General features: G+C 64.6%; 11 protein-coding genes and 1 tRNA gene. 5 read left to right on the top strand and 7 right to left on the bottom strand.

Translation table 11 applies throughout. The features are described from left to right. Nucleotides 1–2: 2 nt before the first annotated feature. The 3 genes from SMA01S_RS23265 to SMA01S_RS23255 all read left to right on the top strand — a co-directional run bounded on the left by SMA01S_RS23265 (nt 3) and on the right by SMA01S_RS23255 (nt 4,279). Nucleotides 3–77: transfer RNA gene (locus SMA01S_RS23265), tRNA-Val, on the top strand. A gap of 252 nt (nt 78–329) precedes the next feature. Then, the gene (locus tag SMA01S_RS23260; protein WP_066827782.1) at nt 330–2,603 is read left to right on the top strand and encodes a TonB-dependent receptor; all 2,274 of its coding nucleotides are present in this window, start codon (nt 330–332) and stop codon (nt 2,601–2,603) included. A 77-nt stretch (nt 2,604–2,680) separates the two neighbouring features. After that, nucleotides 2,681–4,279 carry an AMP-binding protein gene (locus tag SMA01S_RS23255; protein WP_066827781.1) on the top strand — a complete coding sequence of 533 codons (1,599 nt, stop codon included), beginning with the start codon at nt 2,681–2,683 and terminating at the stop codon, nt 4,277–4,279. A gap of 162 nt (nt 4,280–4,441) precedes the next feature. Here the strand turns inward: SMA01S_RS23255 and SMA01S_RS23250 are convergent, their stop codons facing one another. Both SMA01S_RS23250 and SMA01S_RS23245 read right to left on the bottom strand, forming a co-directional pair. Then, nucleotides 4,442–6,079, bottom strand: coding sequence for a carboxylesterase/lipase family protein (locus SMA01S_RS23250; RefSeq protein ID WP_066827780.1), 1,638 nt, complete (start codon nt 6,077–6,079; stop codon nt 4,442–4,444). Then, nucleotides 6,076–7,374 (bottom strand): spinster family MFS transporter, encoded by a 1,299-nt coding sequence (locus SMA01S_RS23245; protein ID WP_066827779.1) that lies wholly within the window; start codon nt 7,372–7,374, stop codon nt 6,076–6,078. Before SMA01S_RS23245 ends, SMA01S_RS23250 begins: the two co-directional genes overlap by 4 nt. 221 nt (nt 7,375–7,595) lie before the next feature. Between SMA01S_RS23245 and SMA01S_RS23240 the strand changes: the two genes are divergently transcribed. After that, nucleotides 7,596–8,267, top strand: a complete 672-nt coding sequence (locus SMA01S_RS23240) for a TetR/AcrR family transcriptional regulator (protein ID WP_245649419.1) — start codon at nt 7,596–7,598, stop codon at nt 8,265–8,267. A 79-nt stretch (nt 8,268–8,346) separates the two neighbouring features. On the opposite strand, the gene SMA01S_RS23235 is transcribed toward SMA01S_RS23240, so the two are convergent. The 5 genes from SMA01S_RS23235 to SMA01S_RS23215 all read right to left on the bottom strand — a co-directional run bounded on the left by SMA01S_RS23235 (nt 8,347) and on the right by SMA01S_RS23215 (nt 11,825). Further along, a complete protein-coding gene (locus SMA01S_RS23235; protein ID WP_066827778.1) occupies nt 8,347–9,246 on the bottom strand; it encodes an alpha/beta fold hydrolase in 900 nt (299 codons plus the stop codon). A gap of 171 nt (nt 9,247–9,417) precedes the next feature. Beyond that, nucleotides 9,418–10,320, bottom strand: a complete 903-nt coding sequence (locus SMA01S_RS23230) for a pirin family protein (RefSeq protein ID WP_066827777.1) — start codon at nt 10,318–10,320, stop codon at nt 9,418–9,420. Next, the gene (locus SMA01S_RS23225; RefSeq protein ID WP_066827776.1) at nt 10,317–10,760 is read right to left on the bottom strand and encodes an NUDIX hydrolase; all 444 of its coding nucleotides are present in this window, start codon (nt 10,758–10,760) and stop codon (nt 10,317–10,319) included. Before SMA01S_RS23225 ends, SMA01S_RS23230 begins: the two co-directional genes overlap by 4 nt. Before the next feature lie 65 nt (nt 10,761–10,825). Beyond that, entirely contained in the window at nt 10,826–11,539 is a 714-nt protein-coding gene (locus SMA01S_RS23220) for a glutathione S-transferase (protein WP_066827775.1), read from the bottom strand. Between the two features lies 1 nt (nt 11,540). Further along, nucleotides 11,541–11,825 carry a BolA family protein gene (locus tag SMA01S_RS23215; protein ID WP_066827774.1) on the bottom strand — a complete coding sequence of 95 codons (285 nt, stop codon included), beginning with the start codon at nt 11,823–11,825 and terminating at the stop codon, nt 11,541–11,543. A 37-nt stretch (nt 11,826–11,862) separates the two neighbouring features. Here SMA01S_RS23215 and SMA01S_RS23210 point away from each other — a divergent pair, with 37 nt between their 5' ends. Next, nucleotides 11,863–12,474 (top strand): J domain-containing protein, encoded by a 612-nt coding sequence (locus SMA01S_RS23210; protein ID WP_066827773.1) that lies wholly within the window; start codon nt 11,863–11,865, stop codon nt 12,472–12,474. The last annotated feature ends 86 nt before the right edge of the window (nt 12,475–12,560 follow it).

Here is a 12,560-nt window from a genome sequence, read left to right as displayed (position 1 = left end):
GTGGGCGTGTAGCTCAGTGGTAGAGCACTGTGTTGACATCGCAGGGGTCGCAAGTTCAATCCTTGCCACGCCCACCATCGAAAGCCGCGGACGTCGCTGACGTCCGCGGCTTTTGTGATTCTCGGCCAAACGATTTCAGCGACGGTGGGCGCAAGCCGTCGGTCGATTCGGCACGTCAGACAATCGAACGGCTCGGCCTGCGCGGCCCGCTTCCAAGCCAAAACACCGTTATTCACTATTGTGTGAATTAGTATTGTCAGGCGCCGCACTTTGCGGCAGTTTCCGATCATCGGCGCCGGAGAGCGTGATCTGATTGGTGGGAGGAATGAATGAAGGCTCGTGCATTGTGGCTCGGTGCATCCGCGCTCGCTTTTGCCTGGGGCGGCAACGCTGTTGCTCAAACGGCGCCCCAGTCCACGCCCGCAGCGGCGCCGCAGGACGGCAGCCAGACCGCGGCCGACAATAACAACGTCGCCGGTGATATCGTCATCACTGCGCAGCGTCGCAGCGAAGACCTGATGACCACCGCTGTCTCTGCGTCGGTGCTGAGCGGCACCGATCTGGGCAATAAGGGCGTCGCCAATGTCGACGCGCTGCAATTCGCGATGCCCAGCGTCGTCGTGAACAATTTCGGCCAGGGCAACGACTTCAACATTCGCGGCATCGGCAAGGCCGAGCACAATACCCAGACGACGACCGGCGTGATCACCTATCGCGACGGCGTCCCGACCTTCCCGGGCTATTTCCAGATGGAGCCCTATTTCGACGTCGCCAACATCCAGGTGCTGCGCGGTCCGCAGGGCACGATCGTCGGGCAGAATTCGACCGGGGGCGCGGTCTTCGTCAACACCAACGACCCGATCGTCGGCGGCGAGATTCACGGCTATTTCAACGCCAATTACGGCAATTACAACGATGCCGGCATGCAGGGCGCAATCAACCTGCCGATCAGCGACACGTTCGCTGCACGGGTCGCCTTGTTCGCCGAGCGCCGCGATAGCTTCTTCAACGTTCATGGCGCCGGCGGCAGCGCATATCCCTATGACAGCGGCAAGATGGGGTATCTCGCGGGGCGCGTGAGTTTCCTGTGGAGGCCGAGCGACCGTTTCTCGGCATTGTGGAAGACCGATTTCGACGCGCTCGATTCGGGCGCCTATCCGGCCTCGTCCTTCTGGCAGCACAGCGACGCCTATCCGACCTATAAGCGCGACCTCTACGACATTCAGCTCAACGCGCCGCAGGATGCCCGGGACACGTTCGTGCGTTCGGTGCTGAAGCTGGAATATGACACGACCGGCGGCGTGAAGTTCAGATCGGTCACCGGCTTCCAGAACGGCACCACGCTCTACCGTGCCGATCTCGACGGTACGGCGTCGAACGCCGTCGATCCCACCACTGGCACGATCAAGAACTGGAGCTTCTTCGACAAGGTCACCGAGACCCAGTTTAGCCAGGAATTCAACATCATCTCGCCGGACAATCAGCGCTTCACCTGGTTGGTCGGCGGGTTCGGCATGTGGAACGCCTATTTCTTTCCAAAGCCGTTCAGCAACTTCACGATCAACCTCTGCTATCCCGTCACCACGGTTAACGCGTGCCTCTACCAGTTGACGGGGCGCAATCCGGAGCGTAACCTCGCCGCGTTCGGCCAGGTCGGTTTCCAGATCACGCCGAGCCTGAAGCTGGAACTGGGCGGCCGCTACACCGCCAGCCGTTCGACCAATTATGTCAATGTGCAGCAATACGGCCTGCCGATCAGCCAGGTGCAGACGGTGTCGTCCGACAACTTCTCGTACAAGGCATCGCTCGGCTGGAAAGTGAATGCCGATCAGTTCCTCTACGGTTTCGTCGCCACGGGTTTCCGTCCGGGCGGGTTGAATGTTCCTGTCGGTCTCGGCTTGCCGGCCCCGTTCAAGCCGGAAAAGATCACTTCCTATGAAGCCGGCTGGAAGGCCAATTGGGCGGGTGGGCATGTACGCACCACCGTCACCGGCTTTTATAACGACTATAAGAACTTCCAGGTCATCATCGGTTACCCGACCTTCCCGACTTTCGGGATCGAGCTGAACGTTCCCGACAGCACCAAGATCTACGGGTTCGAGGCGGAGGCGGAAGTTACCGTCGGCGGGTTCAAGTTCGACGCCGGCGTCAACGTGCTGCACAGCGAACTCGGCTCGTTCTACGCCAGCGATCCGCGCATCGCCGCCACCGGGGCGTGCGACCCGATCACGGGCGGCACGCCCGCAGCCACCAATTGCATCAATCTGGCCGGCCGGCGCCAGACCTATGCGCCCAATGTCACCTTCAACGTCAGCGGCGAATATACCTTCAAGCTGCCCGACGGCAGCTCGATCACGCCGCGCGCCAATTTCGGCTATGTGGGTAGCCAGTGGGCGACGCTGTTCCAGAACACGAACCGTGGCGACCTGCTCGACGCGCGCAAGATCCTCAATGCCCAGCTCGCTTACGCCAAGGGCAGTTGGACGATCACGGCCTATGGCACCAACCTGACCAACCAGCATTATGTCGCGGCGCTCAATAGCGGGCTCTATTTCGCCGGAGCCCCGCGCCAATACGGCCTTAAGGTGCTCAAGACCTTCTGATTCCCAGCCTGGCCGGACGTGCGCGTGCGCAAGCAGCGGCGTCCGGCCTTTCTTTCCCCGCTTTCTCTCAAGGTATCATGCAACCCTACGGCCTGACGGTAGACAAGTTCCTCGATCACGCCGCCAAGTGGTTCCATGATCGTGAGGTCGTCGGCGCCGAAGCGGGGCAGGTGCGCGCGCGCGCGACCTATGCCGAGCTCAGGGAACGCAGCAATCGGATGTCGGGCGCGCTCGCGGCGCTCGGCATGACCCAGGGCGACCGCGTTGCGACGCTCGCCTGGAACACGCCGCATCATTTCGAACTCTATTATGCCGCGATGGCGATTGGACTGGTCTGCCACACGCTTAATCCACGGCTGACCGTCGCGCACCTCGCTGCGATGATCGACGAGGCGGAGGACCGCGTGCTGGCGGTAGCGGCCGACCTCATACCGCTCGCAAGCGAACTGGTCGCGGCGTGCCGGTCGATCGACCATGTCGTCGTGCTCGACAATCCGGCGTTCGATATCGCCGCTGTCGGCCGGGCAGACGTAGGGGTGTGGGGCCATGACGCGCTGCTCGATGCGCACGGCGCCGAGGTGGCGTGGGGCGAGTTCGACGAGAATCTGCCGGCGGGGTTGTGCTACACGTCGGGCACGACCGGCAGCCCCAAAGGCGTGGTCTACACCCACCGCTCGAATTACCTCCACACGCTGCGCGCGCTCCAGGCCGATGCGATCGCGCTGACTGCGCGCGATGTCCTGCTGCTCGCGGTGCCGATGTTTCACGCCAATGGCTGGGGGCTGCCATTCGCGGCGCCGGCGGCGGGCACCAAGCTGGTGCTGCCGGGGCGCGTGATCGATGGTGCGAGCCTGGCGCGGTTGATCCGCGATGAGGATGTGACCGTGGCGGTCGGGGTGCAGACGGTATGGCTCGCACTGGCCGACCATGTCGAGGCGACCGGGGTCGACTTGCCCAGTCTGAAACGCGTGGTGATCGGCGGGTCGACTTGTCCCGATGCGCTGATCCGGCGGCTCGAGGACAAACTCGGTGCCGAAGTGCAGACGAGTTGGGGGATGACCGAGCTGTCGCCGGTAGGCACGATCGCCTCGCCCGGCACGACCGATCCCGCCCGTGGCTCGGGGCGCCCGCCGATCGGGCTCGATCTCAAGCTGACCGATGCCGACGGGGCGACCTTGTCCGGGCAGCGCGGCGTCCAGGGACATCTCAAGGTCAAGGGCGCGAGCGTCATCGACCGTTATTTCCGTACCGACAGTGATGCGCTGGATGACGAGGGATATTTCGACACCGGCGATCTAGCGACGATCGACGTGGCGGGCAACCTCACCATTTGCGGACGCGCCAAGGATTTGATCAAGTCGGGCGGCGAGTGGATCAACCCCAATGAGATCGAAGCGATCGTCGGCACGCATCCGGCGGTGCGCCATGTCGCGGTGATCGGCCGGCTCGATGCCAAATGGGGCGAGCGCCCGGTGTTGATCGTCGAAAGCGACGGCAAGGCCGATGCGCGCGTATTGCTCGATCTCCTCCGCGGCAAGGTCGCCGATTGGTGGATCCCGGATCGCGTCGCCGAAATCGCGGCGATGCCGCTCGCCGCGTCGGGCAAGATCGACAAGAACCGGCTGCGCGCGGATTACGAGGCGGGCAAGATCGCTTCTGTGGTGATGGGGCGGTAAGAAGCCGCGCCCGGCTCAACCGAGACGCTTCCCCGGCGAAGGCCGGGGCCCAGCCGCAACGCACACTCAACGACGGGATGCCATCTCAACTTCGTCGAGACTGGGCCCCGGCCTTCGCCGGGGAGGCGTTCAACGGGGACGGTCGGCGCTCCCGCTACCCGATCATTCGCAACCGGCGATCTTGGGCGGAATCTTAGGCGCGGCCAGGCCGACATTCCAGTTCCAGGCGAACTTGCCGGTTGCTTTCCTGCGGCACATCACCGCCTCGTTGAGCTCATACATGCCGGGCATCAAATCCTTGCTCGGCTCCGGCGTCGCGGTGAAGTGCATGTAATTGGCGGCCGTGCCGTACGCCGGCCAGGCCGGCGCCTTGGCCGCGACTGGATTGCCGTCGCGCGCGAAACTGGTCCAGTAATCGAGCATTGCGTCGGACAGCGCATGCTCCTCGGGCGTGTCGGGTATCTTCGGCCAATTGGGGCCGAGAGTGTCGGTCGTGCCGAACACATAGGGCAATTCGCTGGCGTGGAAGGCGTGCAGCCCGGCGCTGTCCATCGCCGGATAGCCATGGTCGAACAGATAGAGATAGGCGCGCTGACCCAGTCCGGTCTGCTTGCGCGCCATCCGCTCGGCGGTCCAGCCGTAGAGCCCGTCGCGCGTAGTCGCGATGATGCTCTCTTTGTAATCGGTCGCCGGGTAGAGCTTGAGAAACGTGTCGGCGAGGTCGCCATAGCGATCGCGGATCGTCGCCTCATAGTCGGCCGCCGTCGCGGGCGGCTTGGGTGCCAGCATCATCAACGAGCGGATCTCGCCCTGGTTGAACCCGGCGAGCAGCGGGACGGGCGCTTGCTTGCCCTGGTCGAACGCCTCGACCATCTGCTGCGGCAGGACGAGGCCATCGACCGCGCCCCAGGGGCCGTAGCCGAGCTTGGCGGCGCTATCGGTGATCGCCTGCGCGTCGATCCCGCGCAGTGCGGCGATATCTGGCGCCTGGAGCGCGCCGCCGAGCATCTGGCCGGCCGCTTCGCCCGACGGTGCGCCGTAGACCGCTTTCTTCAGCTCCGGCATCGAGATCATGTACCCGCTCTCGGCGATCGCCTTGCTGTAGAGCCCGCGCGCGAGCGGCGATTCGAGCAGGTACATGACGCTGAGCGCACCGGCGGACTCGCCGGCAATCGTCACGTTCTTCGGGTCGCCGCCGAACGCCACGATATTGTGCTTGACCCAGCCCAGCGCGGCGATCTGGTCGAGCAGACCGTAATTGCCCGACACATGTTGCGGCGATTCCGCGGTGAGCCCGGGATGCGCCAGCCAGCCCAGCACGCCGAGGCGATAATTGATCGAGACGACGATGATGCCGCGCTCGGCCATCCTGCGGCCGTCATAGGTCGCCTCGCGGCTCGATCCGCTGACCAGCGCACCGCCGTGAATCCAGAAGAAGACCGGCGCGTTCTTTACATTCTTCGGCGCCCAGATGTTGAGCGTCAGGCAATCCTCGCTGACCGGGAGCGGCGCTGCGGGCGAGTAGACCGAGGCCGATTTGCCCTGCGGCTGGACGCAGGCGGGTCCGAACGCGGTGGCATCACGCACCGTTTTCCAGCGCTGCATCGGTGCGGGCGGCCGCCAGCGCATCGCGCCGACCGGCGGGACGGCATAGGGAATGCCCTTGAACGCCTGGATGTCGCCATCGGCCGCGCCGCGCACGGCGCCCGACGGCGCATCGACCACCGGACCTGATTGCGCGGCAACCGGGGCAGCCACGAGCAGCGCGCCAAGCGCCAGCAGCGAAGGAAAACGGGTCATGCCGACGTCCCTTGTTCGTGCGCCCGGATCACGCGGGCAAGCCAGAGGAAGAGTAGGATCGCGACCGGATAGACCGGCACGAGCGTGTAGAGCGCGGTGCGTAGCGAATGCGCGTCGCCGGCCGCCTTGAACCAGTCGCTCGCCGCGCCGACCCAGGTCGGCCCAAGGCCAAGCCCGATGAAGTTCATCACCAGCAGCAGCAGCGCGCCCGCCAGCACGCGCTGGTCGGGCCGCACTTCCTCCTGCACCAGCGCGACCGAGCAGGAGAGATACACATAGTTGAACAGCATGGTGATGGTCAGCAGCACGAGTGCCAGCGGCCAGCCGGGTGCCCAGACGAAGGCGGCATAAAAAGGCATCGCGACGACCAGCGACAATGCCGGCGCGATGGCATAGACGCGCCGCGAATGGCGCGTGAAGCGGTCGATCACGCGGCCCGATACCAGCATCCCCGAACACATGCCGACCAGCACGACGATCGCGTACCAGATTGCGATCTGCTGCAAGGTCATGCCCTTTTCCCGGATCAGGAACAGCACCGCGAAATTGCCGAGACCATAGGTCACGAATTGCGTCGCGCCGCTGCCCAGCGCCGCGAGCATCAATATCGGATGGGTGAAGAACATGCCGATCGTCGGCCAGAAGCGTGCCTTGGCCGAAACGTTCTGCACGGTGGGATCGGTCGCGCCGCGGGCCGGCTCGCGCAGGAACAGGCGGACCAGGATGGCGGTGACGACGCCGATAGCGCCGATTGCGATGAACGCGTCACGCCAATGGAAAAAGGCGGCGATCGACGCGCCGAACGCGATCCCGAGCGCCGCGCCGATCGGTGGTCCGAGATTGTAGATGCCGAACGCGATGCCGCGGCGTCCCGGCGGGAAAGTATCGGTAATCAGCGCGTAGGATGGTGGCACGCCGCCCGCTTCCCCGAACCCCACCGTCATGCGCGCGGCGACCAGTTGCGGATAGGTGGCCGCGAGCCCGCAAGCGGTTGTCGCCCCGCTCCAGATCGCGCAGGCGAGCGCGACGATGGTGATCCGGTTCGAGCGGTCGGCAAGCCAGCCGATCGGGATGGCGATGAAGCAATAGAAGAAGGCGAAATAGAGCCCGCCGATCAGCCCGAGCTGGCCGTCCGTGATGTGCAGATCATCCTGGATCGGCTTGGCCAGGATGCCGAGCAGCTGGCGATCGAGGAAATTGAGCACGTAGACGAACGTCAGCGTGCCGAGCATGACCCACGCCCGGGCCGAGGTGGCGGGGGCAGGGGAGGGCGTCGTCGCGATCGTCGCGGCCATTACCGGACTCGCCGGAAGGATGCGCCATACCGGGCGCGGCCGCGTGGCGGACCGAGTGCCGTCAGAAAACCCAATTTCCTCTCCCCGGCTTTTGCCCGTCTTTCCCGCATGATGGTGGCAAGCTGCGGCGGGAGTCAACATATACATTATCACGAGGGTGAATATTGTTGGATGCCGCGAAATGCTTGACGCTGATGGACGAGGCTGGAAGGACCATGATCGTGACCAAGACCACCCAACCGCCGCGCCGGTCGCGCAAGGCCGAACAACGCGCGGAAACGATGGAGCAGATTTTCGATGCCGCAGAGGGGCTGTTCGCTCAGCACGGTCTCTACGGCACGACGTTGAAGGACGTCGCCAAGCAGGTCGGCGTCCATCACACATTGCTCAACTACTATTTCGCCGACAAGAAAGCGCTGTTCGATGCGGTGTTTGCGCGCCGCGCGGTCGTGACGCGCGACCTCAGGATGAAGGTGCTCGACGATTACGAAGCGTCATGCGGCGGTAAGCCTACCGTGGAAGGCGCGCTGCACGCCTTCCTCGACACCGATCTCGATCTTTACGGCAATGGCGGGGAAGGGTGGAGGAACTATGCCAAGCTGGGCGCCCAGGTCGCCAACACACCCGAATGGGGCGCCGAATTGATGGACAAGCATTTCGATCCCGTCGTGCTGCGGCTGATCGATCTGCTCAAGAAGGCGCTTCCCGATTGCGCCGAGGCCGACATCTTCTGGGGATACCATTTCGTGACCGGCGCGCTGATGCTCACGCTCGCACGCACCGGCCGGATCGATAAATTGTCGGGCGGGGTGGCACGGTCGGATGATTTCGCAGCGATCAAGCAACGCATGGCGAAGTTCATGGCCGCTGGGTTCCGCGAGATCTGCGGCTGATTCCCGAAGGATGCGCTTTGCGTGGCGCGCATCCAACTTCATTCCCAGGCCGCGCGCATTCACCGCGGCTTCGAACGTCTCATCCGTTGCGGTCAGCAAGCCATTCGCGCATCGCGCCAGTGACTTTCTCTGGCGCTTCCCAGGGGGCGAAATGTCCCACGCCCTCCAGCTTCTTGAGCGTCAGATCCGGGACTAGTGCCTCCAGTCCCTCCAGCTGCACCGGCAACAGCGCCTTGTCGTCCATTCCCCAGATCACCAAGGTCGGCACCTTGAGCGGCGGGAACGGGCCGTCGAGGAACGCCGGGCGCTCGGGCGTCTCGTCCATCGCCGGCACGAGCAGGGTGCTCGCCCGGTACCAGTTGAGCATCGAGGTCATCGCGCCCGGCTGGCCCCATTGTTCGAGATAAACGGGCTTTTCGTCCTTCACTTTCTCGAAGTCCGTATGGCGCATGAAACTGCCGTCGAAGAACGCCGACAGGCCGATCGAATCGATATGCTTTTCGAGGTCGGTGTTGCGGAAGGCGCGGATGTATTGGCTCGCTTCGCGCTGCGCCATGTCGTCGAACATCGATCGCTGGAAGATGAACGGATGCGGCGCGTTGATGATGATCAACCGCGCTACGCGGTCGGGATGGTTGAGCGCCGCCATCCAGGCGATCGCGCCGCCCCAATCGTGCCCGACCAGGGTGAAGCGCTCGAGATCGAACCGGTCGGCCAGGGCGATCATGTCGGCGACCGGTTTGTCGGCGGTGTAATTCTCGACGCCCTCGGGCTTGGACGATTTGGCGAAGCCGCGCTGGTCGGGGGCGAGAACGAAATGGTCCTCGGAAAGGTCGGCGATCTGGTGCCGCCAGGTGCGATGCGACTCGGGAAAGCCGTGGAGCAGGATGATCGCCGGATTGGTCGGATGGCCAGCTACCGCTACGTCAAGCTCGACTCCCGTAGGTAAGGCCACTCGTTGCAGCTCGAAATCCGCCATCGCTCTCTCCTGTTATCGCGATGACCCTGCCTCCATACCGCATATTCGACAAGAGCGAGTGTCGTCAGGGAGCCACGACTGGCGAGGCACTGGCCATGAGGTATCCCCCTCCGGTCGTGGAGGCTGCGCGTCGAACTGCGGTGGGAGCCAACTCGAAACTAGGCGTAACGATCAGGGATAGGTCGCGGTCTTCGGGATTTCCGGGATCGGAATGAACTCCTTCTCGTCGCCCGGGACCTTGGCGAAGCGGCCGGCTTTCCAGTCTTCCTTGGCTTGCTGGATACGATCCTTGCGCGAGCTGACGAAGTTCCACCAGACGTGGCGCTCGCTGGTGAAAGCCTCGCCACCGCACAGCATCACGCGGCCGCCATTGGCCGAACGCAGGGTCATCGCGACGCCCGGCTTGAGCACGTAGAGCGTGTTGATCGCCATCGGCATGCCGTCGATTTCGGCCTCGCCGATCGCCAGATAGACCGCGCGTTCGTCCGCGCCCGCGTCGATCGGCATGCTGGCGCCGGGGGCGAGCAGGATGTCGGCATAGATCGTGTCGGCATAGACGGTGGTCGGCGCGCGCTGGCCCCACAGCTCGCCCATGATGATCCGCGCGGTAGCGCCATGCGCTTCGATCAGCGGCAAATTGGCCTTGGCGACATGTTCGAACGCGGGGTCGATCTCTTCCTTGTCCTCGGGCATCGCGATCCAGGTCTGGATGCCCGACAATTCCGGCCCGTGCGCCCGCTCGTCGCCGGGCGAGCGCTCGGAATGCGCGATGCCATGGCCGGCGGTCATCAGGTTGACCGCGCCTGGCTCGATCCGCGCGAAAGTGCCGATCGAATCGCGATGATCGATCGCGCCGGCGAACAGATAGGTGACGGTGGCCAGGTTGATGTGCGGATGCGGGCGGACGTCGATACCGGTGCCGATATCGAGATGTGCGGGCCCCATCTGGTCGAAGAAGATGAACGGGCCGACCATCTGGTGCGGCTTGGACGGCAGCGTGCGATGCACCTTGAACCCGCCCAGGTCATGCGTCGTGGGCGTGATGATGCGGTCGATCAAATCGTCGTTGGTCATGCCGTCACCTCTGCCAGAATGTCGATCAGGTCTTCGGGGAAATATTGCTCGCCGAGCGCGGGGAGCTCGTGCGGTGCGACCCAGCGCCAATGCTGCATCACGCGTTGTTCGAGCTCGGTATGCCCGCCCGCGTCGATTTCGCGAGCCTCGGTACGGACCAGAAAATAGCGTTCGTCGGCGGTCACTTCGACGCCCTCGATCGTCAGGAAGTCGGCGGTGCGCTGCAGGATTTCGGGGCCGGGATCGGCGATGATGCCGGTCTCCTCGTACAGCTCGCGCCGCGCCGCTTCTTCGTAGCTCTCGCCCGGATCGACCGCGCCGCCGGGCGTGCACCAGAATGGCGAGCGTCCGTCCTCGGGTGTGAAGCGGAACATCAGCAGCCGGTCGTCCTGGTCGATCAGCAGGATGCGCGCGGCGGGGCGGGGGGTACGTTGGGCCATCGCAACGATCCTTAACCGCTCGCGACGTCGAGCGGGAGAGCCCTCACGGAAACGCTGCGTTCGCGTCAGGCCGCGTCGAGTTCGGGATAGTGCCGGAAGATGCCATCGGTGTTGAACGCGATGCGGCGGTCGCTTTTCAGATAGGCCGCGATCCCCGGCAGCTCGGCGACGCGATCATGGAGCGCGACCAGCGCGGGATAATCGCCCTCGATTGCCTTCATCCTTTTGGGAAACATGTAACGCAGCCCCTCGATCAGCTGGAACAGCGACGTGTCGACATGGCTCCAGCGCGAGCCAACCGTCCAGTCGCCGTCATTGTGGCGCGCGGCCTTCTCGAAATAGCCTAGGAACTTGGGGATGCGCTTCTCGCGGAATCCCTTGGCGGCCCGCGCCGCTTCGTCCTTCTGGTCGTCATAATAATCGTCGAGGGCGACCGGGTGATGGACGTTGTGCACCTCGGCGACGATGTCGGTGACGGTCAGCTGGAGCTGCTGCGCCCAGAATCGGTCGGCGTCATTGACCGGACCGATCGCCTCGTGCCGGCTGGCGAGGAAGAACAATATGTCGGCGACCTGCGCAACGGTGAAGCCAGCCATCGACAGATAGGGCGGGGCGAAGGGGCCACGGCGATCGTGCCCCTTCATGTCGTCGATCAGCGCGTCGACGCCCTCGACGCGTGCGCAGTCGATATAGGGGACGTGCGCCGCCTCCATCGCCAACCGCACGAATTCGCCGCGACCCTGGATCGAGGGCCAGTACCACAGCCGATAGGGTTCCATGTCATTCTCCCGGTGCGCGCGCCCGGATCGCGAGCGCGTGGATGCGCGAGGACAACAGATCGGCGAGCGCATGGTTCACCAGCCGCTGGCGTGCTACGCGATTGAGCCCGACGAAGCGCTCGCTTTCGACGACGACGGTGAAGTGCGATTCGCCCGTCCCGTCATCGCCCATATGGCCGGCATGATGGTGGCTATCGTTGATCACTTCGAGCTGCGACGGCGCGAGCTGGTCGTTCAGACGAGCGGCGATGATTTCGGCCAGCGGGCCGGTAGCGGTGTCGGTCATGGTTCTTATATAGGACCCTTTTTCCCCCGGAGACACCGTGGCTCGCACGCCCCCGCACGACCGACCCAACACCCGCTTCCACGGCCGTGTGGCAGGGACGGGAAGGCTGTGCGCGGAGCCGGGATGCGACCAGGCGGGCGAGTTCCGCGCGCCGCCGCTGGAGGGCGCGCCGCCGGGACGCGACGGGCCGGCCGAGTATCGCTGGCTGTGCCTCGACCACGTCCGCGCCTTCAATTCGCGGTACAATTTCTTCAACGGGATGAGCCCCGACGAGATCCACGAGGCGCAGCGGCCTTACGCCGGCTGGGAGCGCGAGACGCGCGCCTTCGCCGCCAATGGTGCCGACCGTCCGCCGCGCTGGGCCGATTTCAGCGACCCGCTCGACGCGATCGGCGCGCGCTTCCGCGAGCGGATGGCGAACGAGCGCCAGCGCCAGGATGGCAAGCCGCTGTCGGGCGCCGATCGCCGCGCTTTGAACGTGCTGGGGCTCGACCAGGACACCGACCGTCGCGGCTTGCGCCAGCGCTATTCGGAGCTGGTGCGCAAATTCCATCCCGATCGCAACGGCGGCGACCGCAGCATGGAAAAAGCGCTGCAGGAAGTGATCGCAGCCTACCAGCATTTGAAATCGGCGCCGGCGTTTGCGTGATTGGAAATTCCTCCCTGCGCGCAGCGTGGGGAGGGGGACCGGCCGCGCAGCGGGCGGTGGAGGGGCCGCAGCCGCGTAGCGGCGGG

The organism is Sphingomonas mali NBRC 15500 (assembly GCF_001598415.1).
Classification (GTDB): domain Bacteria; phylum Pseudomonadota; class Alphaproteobacteria; order Sphingomonadales; family Sphingomonadaceae; genus Sphingomonas; species Sphingomonas mali.
The sequence above is the reverse complement of the archived record's forward strand: the minus strand, read 5'-3'. Positions and strand labels throughout refer to the sequence as shown.